The sequence below is a fragment of the Haliscomenobacter sp. genome, assembly GCF_965225875.1.
In the GTDB taxonomy this organism is placed as follows: Bacteria; Bacteroidota; Bacteroidia; order Chitinophagales; family Saprospiraceae; genus Haliscomenobacter.
This window is the reverse complement of record NZ_CBDDBS010000001.1, coordinates 768,310-792,785: the sequence shown is the minus strand read 5'-3', so window position 1 is coordinate 792,785 and position 24,476 is coordinate 768,310. Positions and strand designations below refer to the sequence as shown.

Below are 24,476 nucleotides of genomic sequence, written 5' to 3'. Positions count from 1 at the left end.
AAAAAAGAGCCAACACCTTCACAACGATTGCCCCCTTTTTTTTATGTTACACTATCTTTCATTAAAAATCAAAAAATGAAAACTGCAAAATTATTACGTTGGAGCACCCTGCATTTGTGTTTTGCCTTGTTTTTCTGGTCTTGTGGCGGAAACAATTCTGCTGCCCATGAGCACCAGCAAGACGATAAGGCTCAAACCGAACAGAAAGCGGAAAAAGGCAAAGAGTACACCTCTGCTTATGTTTGTCCAATGCATTGTGAGGGCAGTGGAAGTGAAGAAGCAGGCAAATGCCCTGCTTGTGGAATGGATTATGTTGCTCAGGCAGAGCATAGCAAAGATGGCCACAACCATTGATAAACATGAATCATCCCGAATTTTCAAAACAATCTCAAAGCGACATTTTTTATCACAAAGAAAGCACAGAGAACCACAGAGGACACAAATCGAAGCATCGTCTACGTCTAACTTTGTGTTCTTTGTGACCTCTTTTTTTCCTTTGTGATAAAAAAATGTCGCTTTTGTAATGCTTTAAGAAATTTGGGATGACTCATATTTCATTTTAATGTTTCCCTTATTGTTCCCTTAATCCACGTGTTTTACCTTTGGCTAAAACCAAGTAGACCTCAAGATCATGGATTCAAGGAGAGATTTTCTGAAAAAAGCCAGCGTGCTCGCTACGGGTGCGGGCCTGATGGGCTCACTGCCAGCTTCCATTCAAAAAGCATTGGCCATCAACCCGGCGGCGGGCAGCACTTTTTTGGATGCGGAGCACATCGTGATTTTGATGCAGGAAAACCGCTCTTTTGACCATTGTTACGGCACTTTGCAGGGGGTGCGGGGCTTCAACGACCCACGGGCGATCCGTTTGCCCAATCGCAACAAAGTCTGGCTGCAAACAGACAAGCAGGGCAATACCTTCGCGCCTTTTCGCCTGGACATGAAAGGCTCCAACGCGACCTGGCTGCATTCACTGCCCCATTCCTGGGAGGATCAGGTCGATGCGCGCAACAAGGGTTGGCACAACCGCTGGCTGCAAGCCAAACAAACCGGCCTGGCCGACTACAAACACATTCCCCTGACACTGGGCTATTACAACCGGGAAGACATCCCCTTTTATTACGCCCTGGCCGACGCCTTTACGGTATGCGACCAGCATTTTTGCTCCTCTTTGACGGGTACCACGCCCAACCGCCTGTACTTGTGGAGTGGCACGGCGCGGGAACAACCCGATTTTAACACCAAAGCCAATGTCAAAAATGAAGACGTGGACTATGGGAAATGGGCAAAATGGAAATCCTTCCCCGAGCGCCTCGAAGAGCAGGGCATTTCCTGGCGGATTTACCAAAACGAGATCAGTCTGCCTTCGGGTCTGGCGGGAGAAAAAGACGCACTTCTGGCCAATTTTACCGATAACCCGATCGAGTGGTTTGAAAACTATCAAGTGAAGTACCACCCCGAATACCGCCAATACCTGCTGGAGGTGAAGGACAGCTTACCGGGTGAAATCGCCAAACTGGAAGAAAAAATCAAAACCCTGAGTGGTACCGATTTGAGTAAGGCCCAGAAAGAGTTGAGTCGCAAAAAAGAGTTCTTCGAAACCGCCAAAAAAGACCTGGAGCTACACACCCCCGAAAACTTCGCAAAACTGAGCGATTTTCAAAAAAACATCCACCAAAAGGCCTTCACCAACAACCGCAAAGACCCCCATTACCGCGAGCTGAGCACTTTTGAATACCAGGAAAAAGGGGGAAAACGCAGTCTAGAACTCCCCAAAGGTGACATTTTCCACCAATTCCGCCAAGACGTGGAGGGCGGCACCTTGCCTACGGTTTCCTGGCTGGTTGCGCCCGAAAAATTTTCCGACCACCCCACGGCACCCTGGTACGGTGCCTGGTATGTGTCGGAAACCCTGGATATCCTGACCCAAAACCCGGAAGTTTGGAAAAAGACCATTTTTATACTCACCTACGACGAAAATGATGGGTATTACGATCACGTTCCACCTTTCATTGCCCCCAATCACGAAAAGCCGGACACAGGTAAGGTTTCCACTGGCATTGACGCATCTGTCGAACGGGTCAACATCGTGCATGAAAAACAGCGGGCCTATCGCGACCCTGAAAAACAGGCCCGCGAAGACGCTATTGGTCTCGGTTTTCGGGTGCCGATGGTGATTGCTTCACCGTGGAGCCGGGGTGGTCAGGTCTGCTCCGAAGTGTTTGACCATACCTCGGTAGTACAGTTTTTGGAGGGATTCCTGAGTGCCAAAACGAAAAAGGGGATTGTAGAAAGCAATATTTCAGCGTGGCGGCGCACCGTTTGTGGGGATTTGACCTCGGCTTTTAAACCCTACAACGGCGAAAACATCCAACTGCCCAGTTTTGTGGATAAAGAGCCGTTCATCAAAGGGATTTTTGAGGCGCAATACCAGGGCAAACCAGCCAATTTTAAGGCTTTTTCCGACGCAGAAATTGCCCGGATCAACCAGGGAGATCCTGGCTTTGACTGGGGAGGCAAGCAGGAAAAAGGCATCCGCAAATCCTGCCCTTTGTCTTACGAATTGTACGCGGAAGGAGTACTCAAGCAACAGCAATTTGAACTCCAACTCAAAGTGGGCAATAGCGTTTTTGGCAAAAAATCGAATGGCAGCCCCTTTATCGTGTACAACTCAAAACCTTATCAAAATGCCTGGCCCGAGGCCCGCAATTACGCCGTGAAAGCAGGCGATACGCTGACGGATACCTGGGAAATCAACGGTTTTGAGGACAATATATACCACCTGGAGTTGTACGGACCAAATGGTTTTTATCGGGCCTTTCAAGGGGATTTGCAAACCACCCAACTGGAAACGGCACTGACGTATGAAGCAAAAAATAAGGGCTTGACCGGGAATGTAATCCTGGAACTGAAAAACAAGGGCAGCCAAAGTATTCAAGCGGTCGTTGAGGATTTGGCCTATAAAACAGCTGCCAAAACGCTAAGCCTTGCACCCAATAACAGCCAAAAGCTGCGCCTGGACTTGCAAAAAAGCCATCACTGGTATGATTTTGTGGTGAAAATTGTGGGCAATAGCAGTTTTGAACGGCGCTATGCTGGGCACGTGGAAACCGGGGCAGCGAGTTTTACGGACCCGGCGATGGGTGGGGTGATGAGTGCCTAAGGTGTACTAAGATGTCTAAGTTGGTTCATTAAAACACTTGCGCGTAAGCGCGAAGTACACATTTTTTCACCACCTTAGACACTTAAGTACACCCTAGACATTCACCTAAGGTTATTGTTTGACCACAGGTTGGGGCATGTTAATACATTAGTAGTCCTTCCTTTACGCGTGCAGAATCCAAAAAAACTGTTGAAAAGGAAGCCAGGACCGAATCATGCTGTGCTCATTATTTTATTATCTTTACTACCCATCATGTTTAACCAAATCACAAACACATGTTCAAAGAATTTAAAGAATTTGCCCTCAAGGGCAATCTGATCGACACCGCTATTGCTTTCGTGATGGGAGCTGCATTTGGTAAGGTAGTGACCGCATTTGTAGAAAAAATGTTCGCACCGGTAGTGGGCCTTATTTTAGGGGGAGTCAATCTGGCTGAAAAAAAATGGGTGCTCCGTGCCGCTGAAGAAGGTGGGAGACCCGAAGTTGCTATTGCCTGGGGGGAATTTATTACGGCATCCATTGATTTTTTGGTGGTAGCATTTGTAATGTTTATGGTCATCAAAGCGATGAACGCCGCCAAGCGCAAAGAAGTAGAAGCTGCACCCGCGCCACCGGCTGGCCCAAGTGATGTAGAGCTGTTGGCCGAAATCCGCGATTTGTTGAAGAAAGGGTAGGGCGGCAGGATTGCCCAATTTAAAGTTTTTCCTCCTGCTCGACAATGAGTAGGATCTGGAGCGTGCGCTCGTCGAGCCCGCTCGCGCAGCGAGCAATTTGGGATCGACGAGCGCATTTACCCAAACAACAAAACCCCCGATCACCGTAGCAATCGAGGGTTTTGTTGTAGAGACGCACGGCCGTGCGTCTCTACATCGTCCCATCAAAGACGCACAACCGTGCGTCTCTACAGGTTATTCGACAATAATCATCTTTCTGGTAGCCGTGTGATCTTCAGCTTCCAGGGTATAGTACAATACTCCGGTAGCATTGAAATCACTTGCTTTGAGTACCACCTGATTGGCCCCTTTGGCGTAATCAGCGCGAATGCTCTTCAGTACGCGTCCCGTTACATCGCTGATGGTCAAGGTAGCAGCACTTGCTTTTGGCAAATTGAAGCTGATCAGCGTTTCACCATTGAATGGGTTAGGTGTATTCTGCTTCAATTCAAAACCATTGGCCGGGGCTTCGGCTTTGCCAAACTGCAGGGCAACACCCAGTTGCTCGTTGTTTTGGCTGTAAGCTTCGGCGGAAACCACCCGGTTCAGGCTCAAAGTATTGCTCAATTGAGCATCAGCTTTAGCGCGGAGCACAAGCGTAAACAAAGTACCTTGTTTGAAGTCTCCATTCCAGGAAGTGGTGATTACCCCTTCGTTGGTGAATACACCAAAGTTTTCAGCTTTAGCCACACCGTAAACGATGTCAACCAGCTCAACTTTGCTCTTGTCCAGGCTTAGGGCGAACTGATAGCCTTGTACATTCTTCAGGTCAGCAGCATTGAATTCAACGCTGTATTCCTGGCCAGCCTTCAGGGCAGCTTCAGCGGCCTGAATGTTCAAGGTGCCATTGGTACGTACTTCAGCAGTAGCAGCAGCACTTACGCTTGCACTGGCGTTGACGTCACCCACTTTGATGGCTACGAAGTTGGCTGTTGCATTGGCAGGAATGTCGTTGATGCTCACTACTTCAGGGAATGCCGCAGCCCATGGGTTATTGGCATTCGGGAAGGTGTAGCTGGCATCCACAAATCTCCAGGAAGTGTTGTTCTGGAAGTTTTGATCGATGTTGAGGATCAACTTGCGCAGGGCAATCAAATCCAGGGTCGAAATCGACTTGGAGTTGTTCACGTCAGCAGCGATCATTTTGTATGGGCTGTTCAAAGCCGTTACACCCAGGATGTGCTTTTGGATCAACACCAGGTCAAAAGTAGATACCCCGTTCAGGTGGTTTTTGTCCAGTTGCGGAGTTACGGTGAAGTCACCTCCTTTGCTCAGGTTGATGAAGGAGTAACCACCATTGGCAGCAGTAGTGGCACTCTGCGAAGCGGCACCACTCAAAGTGATACTGGCACCTTGCAAATTACCCGCCCCTTCGGTAGAGATGGTACCGGCAATGCTCACATTACCCGTTGCGGAACCAGGACAAACGCTGCGGTTGTCTTGCACTTCCACATAAGTTACACAGAAGTCATCCTTACCCGCTTCATCCCATGCGTGCAATTCCACTAGGATTACTTTGCCTTTGTCAGCACAAGTCAGGTTGATTCCAGTTTGAGTAGCTACTACTGGGCTACCTACGCGGTTCAGCGAGTACTTGGTAACCAGTTTCAAACCATCCTTGGTTTCTGGGCCTTGGCCGTTGCAATCGTAAATCTTAGAAGCAACGAAGTCAGATGCCCATACTGCCATCATACCACCACCTGCGCCGTCAGGCATCAGTTCAGTGCTCAAGCCGTTGATGCAGATTGGTGCTGGACCTTTGCAGTCTTCAACAGTGAAAGGAATGCGGGTTGCCACACTCAAGTTACCACACTCATCACGTACTACTACGATCAGGTCATGCTTGCCTTGTGGCAAGTTAGCTACGTTGATCTCGAACTGGCCGTTGCCCAAATCTTTGGTGCTCCAGCGTGGAGTAGAGTACAGGATCATCTTGCTGGCATCCAAAGTTTGGCCTGGAGCAATCATCAGGTACTGCGTTTCCAAAGTCACTTGGTCTGAACAGTTGTCCTTACCAGTGATCACCATTTTGATGTTGGCCAAACAATCGCCACCCTCACGGATGCAGAATTTGCCTGGGTCACCAGTTACAACTGGACGAGTGTCATCGTATACCTTGATGATCTGGGTATAGATGAAGCTGTGGTAGAACTCATTTGCGATTTCGCAATATGGTGGTTTGAAGCGGATGTCATCAGCATTGGCATGGATCAAGTCCTTAGAGATGTAGAACTCTTCGATGCCATCACGACGGTTGTCTTCGCGGTCACGAACCAATACATAGATTGGAGCTTTGCCATAGTTGCCAAACACGTCACGAGGAATGATCGAGATGTTGGTTTGCAGCAGTGGGTCACCACAACGGTCGTCGTAAGTACACCAGTTGATTACGGAGTAAGTACGGAACAGTTTGTAGCACTCATCGTCAGATGCATCGTAACGCTTGTCCGAAACGTTGACCGACAAGATGTCACAAGCCAATTCGTCTGTAATAACCGTATCAATGATTGGAGTCTTGCAATCAGTAGCTACGTCTTTAGGGAAGCAAATGTTGTATTCGTGTACTGGCAGGATGTTGATGCGTTGCTTGCAAGTTACGCTGATTGGACCTTTAACCGTTTCTTTGGTCAAAGTCCAAATCCGGTCGATCCAGCCATAGCCACACTTCAATTTCTTCTCAGTAGTGTAAACGGTATCCAGCGCAGCACAATCGTTGCCGGAAGGAATGATTACATCACCGAATGCAGCAGCAGATGTTTTGATATCATCGATCAAAGCGAGGTTTTTGTCATCGCAATAAACGGTAACATCCCATGGAGCCAAACAAGTTGGAGCCACTTTGTCTTCGATCAGGAGGTCCATCCAGCAGTAGTTGGTGTTGCCGTAAACGTCTTCACCCCAGAGTTCCACCGTTACGCGCTCAGCGAGGTCGCAGCAGAAGAATTCCACAAAGTCAGCCAGCGGAGTCATGAGTTTGCCACCCTTCAGGATGAAAGTTTCACCGAAGTCCGCCAAATCGCCGTCGCCGTTGCGGTCAAAACCGTCAGCTTTGGTCCAGTCGCCATCAGCTGGCAGAGGATCCAATTTGCCGTTGTTGTTGCTGTCGTATCCTTTGGCAATGAAGCTAGCTGCACAACCAGCTGGTACATTGCGACGTACAGCAATCCAGTCCAGTTTGCAGTTGTCCCAGCTGCCTTCGTCGATGTCTGCTGCGCTCACCTGAGCATAACCATTGGTGTAGCCGTTGGCATTGCTCAAAGTGACATGCAGGTCATCGTCACACTTCATGACGGGTGCAATCTTGTCTTTCACTTCGAAGATGAAGCAAGTGGTCGAAGCATTGTAGCAGCCATCGAAAGCGTCAATCACCATCAGGTGTTTGCCTACCGGAAGGCCGATCATCATGCCATTCATTACGGCATAATCTACCTTGTCCCAGCAGATTTCATCCTTGTCACAGTCACCCAGTTGATAGTCTTCATTGTTTCCGCGCAGTTCAGCACCTTGCTTTGCACGAACACAGAAAGGATTCTCAGGTCCTTCGTAAACGAGGATGCCTTTTACATAACGATCTTTGGTGTAAACACTTACGCTGATGTTGCCCAAGGTGCAGTTGTCTTTGATGGTCACACCAAAGGCAGACTTGATACCCGCAACAGTTACTGGAATGGCTGCTGTGCAATCCATTGGGCCAGTAGAAATATCGTAAGGTGCTCCGTGAGCGTATTCAATAGTAGGTGCAGTGAAATCACCGATTTTGATCAGGATGTGGAAAGTATCTACGATACCACCCGCGCACCAGTCAAACACATACAGTTCACGGTCGATTTTTACTCCTTTGCCCCCACAGATTGGGAACTCAGTATCCTTGATCGATACCGAATAGTTGCATTCAACCTGGTCGATGAACAAACAACGTGGGTTGGCAGAAGTATTGAAGTAGCTGCATACATATGGCGTTACATCTTCCTTCTTGATCAGGCTCTTGTCAGGAGTACAGGAGTTGTACTCTTTTACCCGATCGTACTTACCTTCGCCAGGACCATTGAACACAAAATCATCCAGGTCTGGGCGAGTGAAGTGGATTTTCTGCACATAAGTGGTTCTCATGCCATTGCAATCGGTAGCGACCCACTCCCGAGAGATGGTGGCATAAATGCCTCGGTCTCTAAGCTCTGGATCAGTACAGGCATAGAATACTACTTTGTCACTCCACTTCAGGGTAATGCGGCAGCCGCAGCTGTAGCAGTTGTCTTTGAAGTAAGCGTAACCCAGGTTTTTGATGTTGTCAGAAACCAGGCCTGGAGGAATCAAACCCAAAGCGCAATTGTCACCAGTTCCAGCAACACCTTCAGCGTTGTTGATGGTTTGGCTGCTCGTTGCAGCAGGACGTGGGGAACTGGTAGCACCTACATTACCAATCGTCAAACGATTGTTCAACACGTAGTTTACATCGTAGCAATCCAAAGTGAAATCGGCCGGAGCACAAATCAGTGCAGGAGCAGTTTTGTCTTCTGCAGTGATTTTACCCCAACAAGGACTAAACACGAAGCATCTTTTGTACTCTTCCTTCAATTGTACCACATAGGTATAGGTGCCTGCACAAGTGATTCGATTTTTATTCTCGCCATTGTTACCACTGATCACCACTTCCAATGCATCACGCAGTACACGGCCGTTTTCGCAGCGGTCAAAATCAAGTACATGATTTGGCAGTACTTCAAATTGGCAATTGGCATCCAGGCTAACATTCACCTGTTCCATACAAGCCAGGCAGGCGACTTCAGTTGGTGGTTCTACCGTGATCGTAATGTAGAAAGGCTCACCAACACAGCTACCCGCTACACTGGTAGGCACTACGCGGTAGATGATGGTTTGATTGACCGTGGTCGTATTGGTCAACAGATCGTTGATGTTTGTGCTGGTACCTGCAGGGTTGATGGTCTCACCGTCAACATTTGGGTTATTGTAAGCAACCGCAGAACCTACGCTCTGTACACTGTACCAGCTAAAGGTGCTAGGTAGTTGGCACTTAACCTGGTTTTGCAAATTGACTCTAACTCGGTTGCAGCTGTAAATCGTTTTTTCCAAAGATTCGCCAATAGGTTTGGGCGAAATGACAAACTGAACGTTGTTGCCAATACCCGTACAGCCATTGGTGTCGGTAACACTGGCACTAAAGGTATAAGTACCTGCACCAGCTCCGGTAAAGTCAACTTCAAAAACGCCAGTCGTATCCCGGGCAATTGCGGCAGGCCCATCACCAAGCGGAGTACAATCCGGACCTACATAAATCCGGGTATGCCCAAAGGAAATGGTATAAGGTGCCGTACCCCCTTGAATGCTAACTGTAACCGTCAGTGTGCTGCCATCGCCTTCACAAGATGCAGCAGGGCCAGTGATGGTAACAACGGGAGCGGAGGTCACCGCAATGTTGACAAAGGTTGTAGCTGAACCACAGTCATTGGTCGCAACAATGGTGTAAAAAGTAGCTGGACTTGCCGCAGTAGGTGTACCACTGATGATACCCGTGGAGTCATCAAAAATCAAACCAGCAGGTAAAGCTGGACTGATGGTAAAGCTTGCACCCACACCACCCCCTATGGTTGGTGTCAGCGGCGTGATTGCCGTATTCGCACAATAAACAACGGTATCAGGAGCATAATAGAATGAGTCAATTTCGGAATCAATGTTCAAAGTGATGACCATACTGGTGTGGGCTGTACCGCAATAAGCATTGTTGGTAATGATGCGGCGGAAATAATAGACACCAGGAGTATTGTAATCATTTAATACGTTGTTGTAGACCTGGTCGTCCGCTTCACCGGCGTTTGCACCCGCTGTAAAGGGACCAGCAGGAGTGGTAGTCGACACTTCCCAGGCAAAGGACTGACCACCAGTAGGATCACCACCTTCCAGGTTATCGGTCAACAGGACTATCGGATTACTCGTTTCGTCTTCACAAAGCGTCACTTCGTTGAGGATGTTCACAAAAAAGCCAATGTTGTTGGCATTGGGCGAAACAACCAATAACCTTGGATTGCTGGAACCGCAGGCGTTATTGGCAACCACAGAAACAGAACCGATTTGAAACAGTGCACCAGAGGTAACGGTAATCGAAGTAGTTCCTTGACCAGCAGTGATCTGCCAACCCGTCGGAACTGACCATGTATAACTGGTTGCTCCGGAAACTGGAGCAATAGAATAGACTAAGCCAGAAGTGTTGTCACAAACACTTATACCACCATTAATGGCACCCGGTTGAGGAGGGCCACCATCTACTACAAAACCATCGGTATTGTTGCTTGGTATAGCACATTCCAGCAAATTGATGGTAATGGTCGTATTGCCATTATTGTTCAAATTTCCAGTAGTAAAAGAGCCAGTACCACCCGTGAAAGTAACGGTGGTATTGTTGTTGCTGGAAGTATTCGCACCAGAAATGCTATATACCACACTATATGTACCATCTGGTACCGTATTTGAACTAAGCACGACTGTCGCAGGCCCATCTTCACAAACAGGTTCGCTTACAGCTACTGAAAAATTGGAAACAACCAGTCCACAGGTCCAGCTTACGCTTACTTGGCCACGGGCACCACTGCCAGCAGTACTTGTTAAGTTTTCAGATCTGCCGCCGCCGCCGCCGCCAGGAGCAAAGCCATTTTGAGCAACCGAAAAGCCTACATCATCGGCACCTGCGCCACCGTCTCCAGCGCCGCCAGCACCACCGCCAGTACCTGCGCCACCGCCAGCCAAACCTCCTTCTCCTGGAGTAGTATTAGTACCCGCAGCACCATTGCGGCCATTGGCCGCAGAAGTAGCAGCACCGCCGCCGCCGCCACCAGCATCGGCATCAATGCCACCAGCATTGGAAGAACCACCGCCATTGCCGCCCGAAAAAGCGCCAATAGTAGGTGTACAAGCACTGGCTAAACCACCAGCACCACCGGTTAGGCCGCTGCCTGCGCTACCACCTACCGCAATGACTGCGCTACCAAAGCTGGAGTTACCTCCGTTTGAGCCTACGCCACCACCGGTACCTACCGTAACAGTGTAGGATGTACCTGGCGTTACGGCAAAGGTACTGGTAGCAAAAGCACCACCGCCACCACCGGCGCGGCCTCCAGTACCACCACCCGCACTACCACCACCCGCACCCCAGGCTTGTACGGTAATGCTGTTTACGCCTTGTGGCACCACAAAAGTACCGCTGGAACTATAAGTAATGGATTGAGCATCGAGGCCAGTGATTAAAGCACAGCAGGCCAGGATAAGCAAGGGAATACGCTGCAAAAGCAGGGATGGAAGTTTGGCCCCAAAGGACGAACTCCTTCCTCCAGGAAAGGTGTAATTCTTTTTCATTTAGGTCGTCGTATTAAAGCGTGTTCTAAAAAAATGGTACAAAACGTTAAAATCAAAACCCAAAAATGCCGCAACTGGCTAAGATACAATGAGATTCGGCTCAAAATTAAGCCAATTAAACCACAACAGAATACCGCTATTAGGAGAAAGATGGATGAAAACAAAAAAAATCCATGTAAACTCAATGGGATTAATGTTTTCCACCTTAAAACTCATTTTCCATTACCTTTGACCGATTATATTTCACCAAAACGAAGCAAATGGTTACCGTCTTGTTGGCCTTGGTATTGGCACTCTTTGCCGCCATGCTTTTTTTGAATGTCTACTTTCGGGTCAAAGTGTTCAAAGTGTACAAAATTTTGGTCCAAAATCGCGTTGAATTCGGTGCTGCCCACCTGTTCAATAAGCAAAAAATGGAAGAAGAGGTCATTTCCCGTTATCCACACATGCGGGAGCACATTTTGGCTTTTGTCAACCACATTCAGTATTCCATGCGGATGGCCACGGTACTCATTTTTTTAATCACACTTTTCGGAGCCATTCTGATGTATTTCAAATAATTAACTATGCTAAAAATAGGTGTACTCGGCACTGGCCATTTGGGGAAAATCCATTTAAAATGCATCCAAATGGCTGTAGAAACCTATGAACTAGTCGGTTTCTACGACCCCAACCCCCAGATGGCCCAAAGTGTGGCCGAACAATTCCAGCTCAAAGCTTTTGACTCGGTGGAAGCCCTCATTCAGGCTGTCGATGTGGTGGATATTGTCACTCCTACCACTACCCACTACGAGTTGGCATTAAAGGCCATTCAGGCGGGTAAGCATGTTTTTATTGAAAAACCACTTACGCACACCATTGCTGAAGCCGAGGAACTCATTCGTTTGAGCAAGGCAAAAGGTGTTCAGGTACAAGTGGGGCACGTGGAACGTTTCAATCCGGCATTTTTGGCTCTGGAGGACATGCCCCTCAAGCCCATGTTCATCGAAGCCCACCGCCTGGCTGCTTTCAACCCGCGAGGCACTGATGTATCGGTGGTGCTCGATTTGATGATCCATGACCTGGACATTGTTTTGAGTATGGTTGACGCGGCGCCGACCAAAGTAAGCGCCAACGGAGTTGCAGTGGTGAGTGAAACGCCGGATATTGCGAACGCGCGCATCGAGTTCGCCAATGGTTGTGTAGCGAACCTAACAGCCAGCCGCATTTCGATGAAACAAATGCGCAAAGTGCGTTTCTTTCAACGGGATGCCTACATCAGCCTAGACTTTTTGGACAAAAATGCTCAGGTGGTGCGCCTATACGATCAGGATGCCCCCAATTTGCCACAAGAGGCAAACCTGCTGGAATGGCATACCCCGCAAGGTGTAAAAATGCTGCACATTGATATGCCCCCCATCGAATCGGTCAATTCGATCAAGATGGAACTGGAGTCTTTTGCCGAAAGCATCGTTCATCAAACTACACCCAAGGTGAGTATTGAGGATGGGTATCAGGCATTGAAATTGGCGTATGAAATCATTGCAGAGATTGATCGGGGGCCCTGGAAGGTTTAACATCTGACTTTACAAAGGAGTAAACATTTGATCATATAGCCTTAACCTCAAAAAATGAGTACTCAGGGGAAAAAGCCTGATATTGCAACCCGAAGATGGAGCCAGGTCACAGCCTGGTTTTTTTTACTGCTGGGGACAAGTACCTGTGACCTGATCAATCCGGAAGAAGAAATTCCTTCGTACATCTGGATCGCTCCTTTTGAGGTACAAACGAATGGGACAACGCAAGGCAGCGCTTCGGCCAAAATCACTGAAGTATGGGTGAGTGTTGACGATGCATTTTTTGGGGTCTATCCATTGCCCGCGAAAATTCCCATCCTCAAAACCGGAAACAGTAAAATCAAACTGGAGGCTGGAGTCAAAGACAATGGCATCAGCACCACACCGGAGATTTATCCTTTTTTTCAGGCTTTGGAGTACAACATCGTACTCAAAGCCAACGAAATAGACAGCATTCGGCCCAAAACCACTTACCGCAGTGGCATCCGTTTTGCTTTTGTAGAAAATTTTGAAAACAATTCACACGTTTTTCAAACCTTGGTCACTGGTAATGAGTCTAATCGCATGAGCATTACCAATGAAGGAGCTTTTGAAGGTAGTGGATCTGGTCTTATTCAACTTAGTACCCAATATCCGGCTGTAGAACTTGCTACCCGCAATACCTACAGCGGCCTGCTGGCCAAAGGGACAGCAGTGTACCTGGAACTCAACTACAAAGCCGAGGTTCCGCTACTCGTAGGGGTAATTGCCTACAAGGCTGGAAACATAAATGCAGGGGGGCAAATCCTGTACTCGGCGGGTTTTAATGCCAGTGAAAACTGGAATAAAATTTATTTTAACCTAAGTCGGATAGTTGCAGACAGCAAATTGGACGAATACCAGATCATACTAAAAACAGAAATACCCAAAAACGCAGATGGTACAATCAATCGATCCAACGCGAAAATCTGGCTTGACAACGTCAAACTCGTCCATTTCTAAAGTTGACTACCTCACAACTACCCGCATCCGTAGGCGCCACACCCTGGTGTATAAGGTTGCCGATTTTTTGTCAGCGATGTTGGTTTGGGCGCTTTTCTTCAGCTATCGCAAGGTATTCGTTGAAAGTGGTACTTTTCCTGCTGACGTAGTAGCTGATCAAAATTTTTGGTACGGTGTCGTGTTGATTCCTCTGGGCTGGGTAGCATTTTATTCGATTTTTGATCACTACAAAGACATTTATCGATTATCAAGGGTGTCCACCTTGGCGCGAACACTTTTTTTGAGCTTTTTTGGGGCAGTTTTTCTGTTTTTTGCGGTCATCCTCGATGATGTCATCATCAGCTACCGTACCTATTACACCTCTTTTTTCACCCTTTTCACCCTGCATTTTGTAATCACAGCAACCGTGAGGATGATCTTGCTGACCCGTGCCAGCAAGCGACTGAAATCGGGCGTAGTCAGTTTTAATACACTGATTATCGGTGGAAATACCAGTGCACTTGAGCTTTATCAGGATTTAACTACCCGCAAAAAAAGCCTTGGGTATAAACTGCTAGGCTTTATAGATACCAATGTGCAAAACAGTTCCCCTTTGCGCAAACATTTGCCCAAACTGGGTTATGTCAATACAATTCCAGCCGTAGTAAGGGATTGTAATGTAGAAGAGGTAATCATTGCCATGGAAAGTAGTGAGAATAGCCGTGTTCGCGAGATCCTCAATACCTTATTTGAATTCAGCCCACCTGTACAAGTCAACATCATCCCCGACATGTACGACATCATGCTTGGGACCGTAAAAATGAACCACGTGTATGGAGCCGTATTGATTCAAATCCGCCAGGATCTTTTGGCCAACTGGCAAGTCATCATCAAACGGATGATTGACCTGCTGGCTTCTTCTTTGTTTTTGCTGGTTTTTGCTCCACTGTATGCCTACATTGCCTTGCGGGTAAAAATGTCTTCTCAAGGCCCAATTTTTTACAAGCAGGAGCGGGTTGGCATCAATGGCAAACCATTTTTTATCATTAAATTCCGCTCCATGTATACCGACGCGGAAAACCAGGGGCCACAGTTGTCGCAGGATGGCGACAATCGGGTTACGCCTTGGGGGGCCACCATGCGCAAATACCGCCTGGACGAACTGCCCCAGTTCTGGAACGTCTTGCGAGGGGAAATGGCCCTGGTTGGCCCCCGTCCTGAACGGCAGTTTTACATCGATCAGATTGTGCCCCGGGCGCCGCATTACAAACACTTGCTCAAAGTGCGCCCCGGCATCACTTCCTGGGGGCAAGTCAAATACGGCTACGCCTCCAATGTAGATCAAATGATTCAGCGCCTGAAATTTGATTTGTTGTACATCGAAAACATGTCGCTTGCCCTGGATTTTAAAATCCTGTTTTATACGGTCCTTGTTTTGCTTCAGGGAAAAGGAAAATAGAGTGAACCAAAACTTCCTTCCAGTTGTATATACTTTCAAATCCGCACAAAGCATTACCTTTGCTGCGGAATTGATTTTTTTACAAAAAAACAACTTAACCGACACGATATGTATCCAATCGAGATTGTAGCGCCGATGTCGCAGGACCTGACTTCTTTTGGGTTCAAAAGCTTAGCTACTCCAGAACAAGTTATTGAGGCATTGGATCAAACAACGGGCACCACCATGATTGTGGTGAATTCTGTGTGTGGCTGTGCAGCAGCAAATGCACGTCCAGGCGCTAAAATGGCACTGCAAGGCGCCAAAAAACCAGATAATTTGGTGACGGTGTTTGCAGGTGTTGATCAGGCTGCTACTGCTAAAGCCCGTGAATACCTACTGCCTTATCCACCCTCTTCTCCTTCGATTGCCCTGTTTAAAGATGGCAAACTGGTTCACTTCCTGGAAAGACACCACATCGAAGGCCGCTCTGCCGAAATCATTGCGGAGAATCTGAAAATGGCTTTTGAAAGATATTGTTAAGGGCTAATCAGAAACTTTGAATTGATCTTATAAAAAATCAGTTCAGCACCGAACAAAGGGAATCGTGTAGGATCACTACAGGATTCCCTTTTTTTGTTCATGCTGGCCTCTTCGGCGAACAGCACTTCATAATATTGGCTCAGTATACAGAATAATATTTTGAAATAGAAAAATAGGCCGTATCGAGAAAGCTTCTTTTTTGGATCAGTAAAACTTTTTTTCTGTGTGTGCGCACACACAATTAATAAAAAAATTTACCTTTGTCTAGGTACTTTTTTAATTCTATACACTATAAGCAAACAGTAAGAACATAGATTTTTTTTAGCAATGCCTATAAATCTATTCAGGAGTGTGTTTGGGACTTAATCTTACAAATACAAGCCTGCCCCCTAATCACATTGTACATGGCTGTATATTTTTCACCAAACCAATTTTCATTTATGAAACAGAAAAGGTTTTACCTAACCCTCGCACTGTTGCTGGGAATGGTATCCTTTACTTTGGCACAGATCAACGTGTCGGGTAAAGTTACCTCCAACACAGGCGAATCCTTGATTGGTGCCAACATTCTGGAAAAAGGAACCACGAATGGAGCGGTCACCGACCTGGATGGGAATTTTAATCTTCGGGTGCAAGCCGGCGCCACCTTACAAGTAACGATGATCGGTTTTGAAAGCAAAGAAGTTGCAGTAGGCAACCAATCTGTTATCAACATTACACTCATTGAGGGGGCTACCCTGGGCGAAGTCGTGGTTACTGCCCTGGGGATCGAACGCGCCCAAAAAACATTGACTTACGCTGCTCAAAAGATTGGAGGAGAGGACATCAACGAAGTGCGCGATGCGAACTTTGTGAACACCCTTTCTGGTAAAGTTGCCGGGATGACGATCACCCAGGCCGCTGGAGGCCCTGGTAGCGCAACCCGGGTTGTATTGCGGGGCAACCGCTCTATTCAAGGCAACAACAATGCCTTGTTTGTAATCGATGGGGTACCCGTTGACAATACTACTGTAGGCGGTAGTGTCGGCAACGACTTTGGTGGCTACAACGGCTCCGACGGTGCTGCCAACATCAACCCAGATGACATCGAATCCATGTCGATCCTGAAAGGTGCTGCGGCAGCGGTATTGTATGGTAGCCGTGCGGCCAACGGGGTGATCCTGATTACTACCAAAAAAGGTAAGGCTGGAAAACTAAGCGTAGATGTCAACTCTGGTATCGTGACCGAAGCACCAACCATTTTGCCCGATGTGCAAAATGAATTTGGACAGGGCAACGGCGGCGTCTCCAACACCACTTCCAGCGGTAGTTGGGGCGGCAAAGCCACTACTTATTCCGACAACATCAGCGCGTTTTTCCGCGATGCCATTTCCCTCAACAACTCGATTGGCATCAAAGGAGGAACGGAAAAGATGCAAACCTATCTGTCGTATTCCAATGCGCAGAACCAGGGCATTATCCCCAACAACGAGCTGAAGCGGAATACCATCACCCTGCGCATCAACAATCAATTGACCTCTCGTTTGTCAACGGATGCTAAAGTTACCTACACCAACCAGGTGATCAACAACAAGATCAAGGTGGGGGAAGAAAGTGGAATCGTGATGAACTTGTACAAAGTACCCCGGAGCATCAGCGACGCAACCATGCAGGATTTTGAAGACGAAAGTGGGAATCCTAAATACTGGACTTCTTCTTCCATTTACATGAATCCTTACTGGACTTTGAACCGCACTTTGAACAGTGAAAACCGCAACCGGATTACTTCTTTACTGGCAGCGAACTACCAACTGACCGATTGGTTGAAAATCACCGGCCGCGCCAGCATCGACCGCTATACCGATAAAGTTACTCGTACTTTTTATGACAAAACCCTGTTGTTTGCGCAGCAAGGTGGCTCCTATGAAGAAGGGTATTACGATGTAATGGAGCGCAACCTGGAAGCTTTCCTGACCGGGGGCAACAAACTGACCGAAAGCATCAGCGTCAATTACGTGGCTGGTACCTCGGTATCCCGTAGAGAATTCAGCCAAACTTTTGCTTCGGCCCAAGGTTTGTTGGTGCCCAATAAGTTTGACCTGAGCTTTGCCCGCAACCGTTCTACCGGTACGTCCAACGTAAAGCGGGAAATCCAATCGGTTTTTGCTTCAGCTCAAATCAGCTTGAAAGATTACTTGTTCCTCGATCTGACCGGGCGCAATGACTGGGCTTCCACCCTGCCTCCGGAAAGCAACTCCTATTTCTACCCATCCGTGGGTTTGAATGCCATTCTTTCGGAGATGACCAACTTGCCAGACTGGGTGAGTTTTATGAAAGTTCGGGGGTCCTGGACTCGGGTAGGTAATGACGTACCACAGGGGATTTTGCTCCAAACCTACAGCTTTGAACAAGGTGGAACGGGTGGCTTTATCCGTCGCGACGGGACTCAACCAATTCCTGATGCCAAGCCTGAGTTGACTACTTCTTTGGAATTTGGTTTAGACTGGCGTTTGTTTAAAAATCGGGTTGGCATCGACCTTACCTGGTATAAAACCAACTCAGTCAACCAATTGCTGCAATTGGAATTGGCGGCCCCTTCAGGTTTTGATCGCCAGTACATCAATGCCGGTAACATCCAGAATACCGGGGTAGAATTGACCCTTAACCTTGGTGTGATCCGCAAAGAGGTAGGTTTGAATTGGGACATCACTGTGAACTATGCCAAAAACAATCCGAAAGTAATTGAATTGCATCCTGACATCAAGCAGGCCTTCCTCGGTGGAGGTTATGGCCGTACAGCTGGTCCGCTGGTGCAGGAAGGAGGCAAATTTGGCGATTTGTACAGCGAAGGCTGGAAACGTGATGCACAAGGTCGCTTGGTGGTTGATGCTAGTGGCAAACCTGTAGGTAGCGGTTCTGGTGGTACTTTGGTGGGCAACTACAACCCTGACTTCATGTTGGGCCTTACCAATACCTTTACCCTCAACCGTTTGTCTTTGAACATCTTGATTGATGGCCGCTTCGGAGGTGTAATGACTTCCGGTACTGAAGCCAACCTGGCTTTTGACGGTACAGCCTCCTACACCACCGCCAACCGTACCGGCGGCTGGATTCTGGACGCAGTAACTGCCACTGGTGAGAAGAACACCAAGGCCATCGACGCAGAAACCTTCTGGACTACGGTATCCGGTGGTCGTTACAGCTGGGGCGAATTGTTCACCTACGACGCAACCAATGTACGGATTCGTGAATTGGCCCTGGGCTACGATTTTAAACTGAACAGCAAATTCATCCGTTCGGCCAAGTTGTCTTTGGTGAGCCGCAACCTCTTGTTTTTGTACAGAGGTAATGCGATCCTGGACATCCCTGGAGTACCAACGCGTAAGTTGAATTTTGACCCGGATATCAACCTGGGTTCAGGGAACTACCAAGGGGTTGAATACGGCAACTTACCTTCTACCCGCACGATTGGTTTGAACCTGAAGTTGACCTTTTAACTTTAATTCAAAGCACCAATTGTGATCTTTAACAAACTAAAATTAAAATGTCAAATACCATGAAAATCTTCAAAACCAAGTTTATATCGCTTGGCATTCTGGCCGCTTTGGCCATCGCCTCGTCGGTGTATCTTTCTTCTTGTACGAAGGATTTCGAGGAATTAAATACGGATAAGACCAAGTTGACCACTTTGACCAAAACAGAGTTCCCTTACCTGTTTTCCAAGGCGCAGTCGGCTTCTTCTTATGCTTTCTGGCGGTATCAGGTTGCACAAAACCTTTTTGCCGACCTTTATGCCCAATATTATGCCACCTCGGCTACTTACTTCCCTTCCGACCGTTATGTGATCCGGATGGACTGGATGCGCTGGCACTGGACACCCATTTACACCGAGGCAGTTCCTCAGCTGAAAACCTTGTTGGAACAAACCGACCCGAATTCTGCTGAAAATGCCCTGGCCAAAATCATGTGGGTATACACCTTTCACCGGGTGACCGACTATTATGGCCCAATACCTTACTTCAAAGCGGGCGAGCCTGGCAAAACGGTTGCTTACGATGCACAGGACAAAATTTACGACGACTTTTTTGTGAAGCTGAATGAAGCGGTAACGGTATTGAAAGGAAAAACCGGCGATAAGCCATACGGCGACTTCGACCTGATTTATAAGGGTGACGTGAACAAGTGGATCAAATTTGCCAATACCCTGCGCTTGCGCCTGGCCATGCGGATTTCCAAGGTTAATGCTGCTAAAGCCAAAACCGAAGCCGAAGCTGCGGTTGCGAGTGGGGTAATGACCGATATCGCGGATGACGCCTACATGGTGAAATCTCAGGATGGAGCAGACTTTAATGGCCTTTCCGGCATTTCGGTGTGGAATGAGTTCCGCATGAGTGCCTCTATGGAATCCGTGTTGAAAGGATTTGAAGACCCCCGCATTGGTGTGTACTTCCAACCTGCCAGCAACACGGGTACCTACGAAGGTTTGCGCAATGGCTTGTCGCCTGCTCAGTTGGGTATCGCAGCCAATGGCAACGACAACAACTCGAACGTAGGTGAGCGTTGGGTGAGAGGTAAAGGTGCCGCCTGGTCTGGCCAGAATACCACACCTCAGAACATCATGCATGCTGCTGAAGCCTATCTGTTGCGCGCTGAAGCCGCCCTCAATGGTTGGAGTGTAGGTGGAACCGCCAAGGAATTGTACGAAAAAGGCCTGGAAACCTCAATGAAGCAATGGGGCATCACCGATGCTGCGGCCATAACTGCATACATCAACAGTACCAAAACACCGATTGCTCCGGGTGATCAGCAAAATTCACCTGCCCTGTCAAACATCCCGGTGAAATGGGGTGCTACCGTAGCCGAGCAACGTGAACAAATTGGTACCCAGAAATGGTTGGCCCTGTATCCTGATGGCATCGAAGCCTGGGCTGAATTCCGCCGTACCCGTTACCCTAAATTGTACGCACCGGTCAACAGCGAGAACGCGGATGTACCTGCAGGCCAGTTCCTACGCCGCATTCCTTTCCTTGACCTGGAGAAAAACACCAACAAACCAGCTGTGGACGCTGCCGCCGCCTTATTGGGTGGACCGGACAAAGCCAGCACCCCGCTGTGGTGGGATAAAAACTGATTTCAAGCTTAATTTTTGATAATATTGTAGGGACAACGTAACCAAAACGTTGTCCCTGTTTTTTTAATCGTTCCTGAAGTACCAAATCACATGAGAGGTTTACTGCTAGGTTTATTACTAATCGGGCTTTTAACGGCTTGTTCTGATTCCAAAAAACAATTGTTCAGCCCTCTGAGCAAAGGCCGAACCGGAGTGGATTTTCGCAATCTGCTGATCGAAAGCCCCGACCTCAATGTGCTCAATTACCAATACTTTTACAATGGCAGTGGCGTAGCCGTAGGCGACATCAACAACGATGGGTTGAGCGACCTTTGTTTTGCTGGAAACATGGTCAAAAACCGCCTGTACCTCAATCAGGGCAACTTCAAATTTAAAGATATCACTCTGCAGTCCACCATCGCCGATAAACAAGGCTGGTGCACCGGGGTAACTATGGTCGACATCAATCAGGATGGTTGGTTAGACATCTACATTTGCCGCTCGGCAGATGTGGAAGCGGCGCGCCGTAAAAACCTGCTTTTTATCAACAATAAAGACCTCACCTTTACAGAAAGCGCTGAGCAATATGGCCTGGACGACGAAGGCTATTCTACCCATGCCTCCTTTTTTGACATGGACCGGGATGGCGACCTGGACATGTTTGTTTTGAACCATTCCACCAATGAATACGCCGGTTTTCGCAAGGAAATGACTGGCTTGAAGCAACAAAAAAACGAGTTGTACGGCAGTAAACTCTACCGCAATGATGGCGGGAATTTCAGCAACGTTACCGAAGAGGCCGGGATTACCAGCAATGTGCTGAGCTTTGGCTTAGGCTTGGCCGTATTTGACAGCAACAACGACGGTTGGCTGGATATTTACGTCAGCAACGACTTCAACGAGGAAGACTACCTCTTTGTGAACCAGCAAAATGGCACGTTTAAAGAACAGGTCAGGGATGCCTTCGACTACGTATCACTCTTCTCGATGGGTTGCGATGCAGCCGATTTTAACAACGATGGAAAAATAGACCTGGCCACCCTCGACATGTTGCCCGAAGACAACGCCACTCAAAAAATGCACTCCGGTGCCGAGAACTACGACAAGGTGCAAATGCTTTTCCAAAATGGCTTCCATTACCAGTTCAGCCGCAACATGCTACAACTCAACAATGGGGATGGTACCTTTAGTGAAATGGGCCAACTGGCGGGTGTGTCGAACACCGATTGGAGTTGGTCAGCGCTTTTTGCCGATTATGACCTGGATGGTCAAAAAGACCTTTTCGTCACCAACGGCTATGTGAAGGATTACACCAATATGGACTTCCTGCGTTTTTCCGCCGAACTCGCCAGTGAATCAGAGCGGAAACTGAGCCAAAAAGAACTCATTCAGGCATTATTGGAAAAAATGCCGGGCTCCAAAACGGAAAATTACATGTTCCACAATCGTGGTGACCTGCACTTTGCCAAGGTCACCAAGGATTGGGGTTTGGCGGGTCAGGGCTTTTCCTCGGGCGCAGCCTATGCCGATTTGGACAATGACGGCGACCTGGACCTGGTCATCAACAAAATAGACGAAGCAGCAGGCCTTTACCGCAATAACGCCGAAACCCTAACGGGCAATCAATACCTGAAAATTCAACTCCAGGATCAGGCCCCCAACATCGAGGCAATTGGTACCCAGGTGAAGGTCTTTACCCGGGATGGCCAACAAATCCAGCAGCAGATGCCTTCGCGTGGTTATGCCTCTTCGGTGGAGCGTCACCTGATTTTTGGTTTAGGCAAAAACAAACAAGTCGATTCGATCGTAGTCGTTTGGAATGATGGCCAAAAACAGGTGTTGAATAATGTAAAATCCAATCAGACCCTGCAAATCAAAAAAGCCCAAAGCCTGCTCGCTTTTGCTGCCCAAGCAGAAAAAGTTTTCTTTTTGGCGACCAACAACCTAAGCCATCAACACCTGGAGAACAAGTTTCAGGACTTCAAAACCCAGCCCCTGCTGCCGCATTTTTTATCGCGGTGTGGACCACATCTGGCCAAAGGAGATGTCAATGGAGATGGCCGGGAAGATGTGTACATTGGTGCTGCCAAAGGTTCAGTAGGTGTATTGTACATGCAGGCCTCCAATGGCAACTGGGTAGTGCAAAAAAACACCCCTTTCCAAGCGGATGCGGGCTGCGAAGACAGCGATGCCTTATTTTTCGATGCCGATGGAGACAAAGACCTCGACCTCTACGTAGCCAGCGGTGGTTACGAATTTGCTGAAAATGACCCTGCGCTCCAGGATCGCCTTTATGTGAATGATGGCCGGGGAAATTTTAGCAAAAATGCCAGCGCACTCCCCGCTGAAAGCAAGTCCGCCGCCTGCGTACGTGCTGCAGATGTAGACCGGGATGGGGACCAGGACTTGTTCATTGGAGGCTACGTCATCCCCTCCAAATACCCGCTTGCTCCCGCCAGTTCGCTCTTGATCAACAATGGCAAAGGCCAATTCAGCGACCAAAGCGCCAGCCTTGCGCCAGCATTCGCCCAACTGGGGATGGTACGCGACGCCTGCTGGGCCGATCTCAATCAGGATCGGCAAATGGATTTAATTGTAGTCGGGGAGTGGATGCCTGTACAGGTATTCATCCAGCAAAAAGGCCAGTTACAACCCAGCAATACCTGGTCGGTCGAGGCCTCCAGCGGTTGGTGGAATCGGCTCGTGGCGGCAGATTTTGATCAAGACGGCGACCTGGATCTAGTGGCAGGCAATCTGGGAACCAACGCCCAGTTCAAAGCCTCAATTGCTGAACCTGTTACCTTGCATTACAAAGATTTTATGGGCTCGGGTGCCATCAATCCAATCCTCTGCTATTTCATCGGCGGTAAAAGTTACCCGGCGGCATCGCGGGATGACCTGCTGGAACAATTGGTCTTTTTGAAGAAAAAATACACCAGCTATGCAGCCTATGCCAATGCCACGCTTAATGATGTGTTTAGCAAGGAGCAGTTGCAGGGGGCGCAAACCTTGGATGCTGTACAATTACAAAGTTGTTATTTTGAAAACACCGGGAAAGGTTTCGAGATGCAGTCTTTGTGCCCTGAGGCCCAATTTTCCCCCATTTATGCCCTGGAATCCCTGGATGTGAATGCCGATGGGCATTTGGATCTCGTTGCCGCAGGCAACAACCAAACCAGCAGGGTCAAATTTGGGCACTATTCAGCCAATCATGGCCTGGTTTTGCTCGGAAATGGCAAAGGGAAATTCAAGGCTTGTACAAGTCCTCAGTCTGGATTGAAGCTTCGTGCGGATGTGCGGGATGTTATTCAGGTCAAAACAGCTACAGGGACTCAGCTGATTTTTGGCATCAATGATCAGGCTGTACAAACTTATCGCCTGGGTTTGTAAGGAATGATGTTCAAAAAGGAATCATTAATCGGGCTCTAAGTTTATAAATGAGGCTGGCAATATGGATTGTATTTTTATAGGCAAAATGGTGCATGTAAAACCTTATCAAAAGTTTCAGACTTTCGATAAGTTCTTTAGCGCAAGCTGTTCAAGCAAAAACTTCCAATCTAGTTCTACATTTAAAAGTGAATTAGGCAAACTAAATTTAGGCTAGGTTATTTTTTCTCATGCCTTACTTCGTAACTTACATCCAGATCTATTC

12 protein-coding genes are annotated in these 24,476 nt (G+C 48.0%); 11 read left to right on the top strand and 1 reads right to left on the bottom strand.

From position 1 onward, the window contains the following. Nucleotides 1–75 precede the first annotated feature (75 nt). The 3 genes from ACO08K_RS03060 (at nucleotide 76) to mscL (ending at nucleotide 3,834) form a co-directional block, all read left to right on the top strand. The gene (locus tag ACO08K_RS03060; protein WP_421794920.1) at nucleotides 76–354 is read left to right on the top strand and encodes a heavy metal-binding domain-containing protein; all 279 of its coding nucleotides are present in this window, start codon (nucleotides 76–78) and stop codon (nucleotides 352–354) included. A gap of 277 nt (nucleotides 355–631) precedes the next feature. Continuing rightward, nucleotides 632–3,160 carry a phosphocholine-specific phospholipase C gene (locus tag ACO08K_RS03055; RefSeq protein ID WP_421794919.1) on the top strand — a complete coding sequence of 843 codons (2,529 nt, stop codon included), beginning with the start codon at nucleotides 632–634 and terminating at the stop codon, nucleotides 3,158–3,160. Between the two features lie 275 nt (nucleotides 3,161–3,435). After that, the gene (gene mscL / locus ACO08K_RS03050) at nucleotides 3,436–3,834 is read left to right on the top strand and encodes a large-conductance mechanosensitive channel protein MscL (RefSeq protein ID WP_421794918.1); all 399 of its coding nucleotides are present in this window, start codon (nucleotides 3,436–3,438) and stop codon (nucleotides 3,832–3,834) included. 234 nt (nucleotides 3,835–4,068) lie between these two features. Here the strand turns inward: mscL and ACO08K_RS03045 are convergent, their stop codons facing one another. Further along, nucleotides 4,069–11,238, bottom strand: coding sequence for a PKD-like domain-containing protein (locus tag ACO08K_RS03045; RefSeq protein WP_421794917.1), 7,170 nt, complete (start codon nucleotides 11,236–11,238; stop codon nucleotides 4,069–4,071). 260 nt (nucleotides 11,239–11,498) lie between these two features. On the opposite strand from ACO08K_RS03045, the gene ACO08K_RS03040 reads away from it, so the two are divergent. The 8 genes from ACO08K_RS03040 (at nucleotide 11,499) to ACO08K_RS03005 (ending at nucleotide 24,214) form a co-directional block, all read left to right on the top strand. Next, nucleotides 11,499–11,798, top strand: a complete 300-nt coding sequence (locus tag ACO08K_RS03040; RefSeq protein ID WP_421794916.1) for a hypothetical protein — start codon at nucleotides 11,499–11,501, stop codon at nucleotides 11,796–11,798. 6 nt (nucleotides 11,799–11,804) lie between these two features. Then, complete coding sequence (locus ACO08K_RS03035; protein WP_421794915.1) at nucleotides 11,805–12,794, top strand: Gfo/Idh/MocA family oxidoreductase; 990 nt, start codon at nucleotides 11,805–11,807, stop codon at nucleotides 12,792–12,794. A gap of 54 nt (nucleotides 12,795–12,848) precedes the next feature. Beyond that, a complete protein-coding gene (locus ACO08K_RS03030) occupies nucleotides 12,849–13,775 on the top strand; it encodes a hypothetical protein (protein WP_421794914.1) in 927 nt (308 codons plus the stop codon). After that, entirely contained in the window at nucleotides 13,711–15,213 is a 1,503-nt protein-coding gene (locus ACO08K_RS03025) for a sugar transferase (protein WP_421794913.1), read from the top strand. The genes ACO08K_RS03030 and ACO08K_RS03025 overlap by 65 nt, the downstream gene beginning before the upstream one ends. A gap of 108 nt (nucleotides 15,214–15,321) precedes the next feature. Then, complete coding sequence (locus tag ACO08K_RS03020) at nucleotides 15,322–15,735, top strand: BrxA/BrxB family bacilliredoxin (RefSeq protein WP_421794912.1); 414 nt, start codon at nucleotides 15,322–15,324, stop codon at nucleotides 15,733–15,735. Between the two features lie 440 nt (nucleotides 15,736–16,175). Then, complete coding sequence (locus tag ACO08K_RS03015; protein WP_421794911.1) at nucleotides 16,176–19,211, top strand: SusC/RagA family TonB-linked outer membrane protein; 3,036 nt, start codon at nucleotides 16,176–16,178, stop codon at nucleotides 19,209–19,211. A 59-nt stretch (nucleotides 19,212–19,270) separates the two neighbouring features. After that, on the top strand, nucleotides 19,271–20,845 hold the full coding sequence (locus ACO08K_RS03010) for a SusD/RagB family nutrient-binding outer membrane lipoprotein (RefSeq protein ID WP_421794910.1): 1,575 nt from the start codon (nucleotides 19,271–19,273) through the stop codon (nucleotides 20,843–20,845). Nucleotides 20,846–20,935: 90 nt separating this feature from the next. Then, nucleotides 20,936–24,214: a VCBS repeat-containing protein gene (locus ACO08K_RS03005; RefSeq protein ID WP_421794909.1), complete on the top strand. Its 3,279-nt coding sequence runs from the start codon at nucleotides 20,936–20,938 to the stop codon at nucleotides 24,212–24,214. The last annotated feature ends 262 nt before the right edge of the window (nucleotides 24,215–24,476 follow it).

Excerpts from the sequence above, each read along its gene's own strand:
- ACO08K_RS03060 (WP_421794920.1), top strand. The coding sequence starts at position 76 with ATGAAAACTGCAAAATTATTACGTTGGAGCACCCTGCATTTGTGTTTT.
- ACO08K_RS03055 (WP_421794919.1), top strand. The coding sequence starts at position 632 with ATGGATTCAAGGAGAGATTTTCTGAAAAAAGCCAGCGTGCTCGCTACG.
- mscL (WP_421794918.1), top strand. The coding sequence starts at position 3,436 with ATGTTCAAAGAATTTAAAGAATTTGCCCTCAAGGGCAATCTGATCGAC.
- ACO08K_RS03045 (WP_421794917.1), bottom strand. The coding sequence starts at position 11,238 with ATGAAAAAGAATTACACCTTTCCTGGAGGAAGGAGTTCGTCCTTTGGG.
- ACO08K_RS03040 (WP_421794916.1), top strand. The coding sequence starts at position 11,499 with ATGGTTACCGTCTTGTTGGCCTTGGTATTGGCACTCTTTGCCGCCATG.
- ACO08K_RS03035 (WP_421794915.1), top strand. The coding sequence starts at position 11,805 with ATGCTAAAAATAGGTGTACTCGGCACTGGCCATTTGGGGAAAATCCAT.
- ACO08K_RS03030 (WP_421794914.1), top strand. The coding sequence starts at position 12,849 with ATGAGTACTCAGGGGAAAAAGCCTGATATTGCAACCCGAAGATGGAGC.
- ACO08K_RS03025 (WP_421794913.1), top strand. The coding sequence starts at position 13,711 with ATGGTACAATCAATCGATCCAACGCGAAAATCTGGCTTGACAACGTCA.
- ACO08K_RS03020 (WP_421794912.1), top strand. The coding sequence starts at position 15,322 with ATGTATCCAATCGAGATTGTAGCGCCGATGTCGCAGGACCTGACTTCT.
- ACO08K_RS03015 (WP_421794911.1), top strand. The coding sequence starts at position 16,176 with ATGAAACAGAAAAGGTTTTACCTAACCCTCGCACTGTTGCTGGGAATG.
- ACO08K_RS03010 (WP_421794910.1), top strand. The coding sequence starts at position 19,271 with ATGAAAATCTTCAAAACCAAGTTTATATCGCTTGGCATTCTGGCCGCT.
- ACO08K_RS03005 (WP_421794909.1), top strand. The coding sequence starts at position 20,936 with ATGAGAGGTTTACTGCTAGGTTTATTACTAATCGGGCTTTTAACGGCT.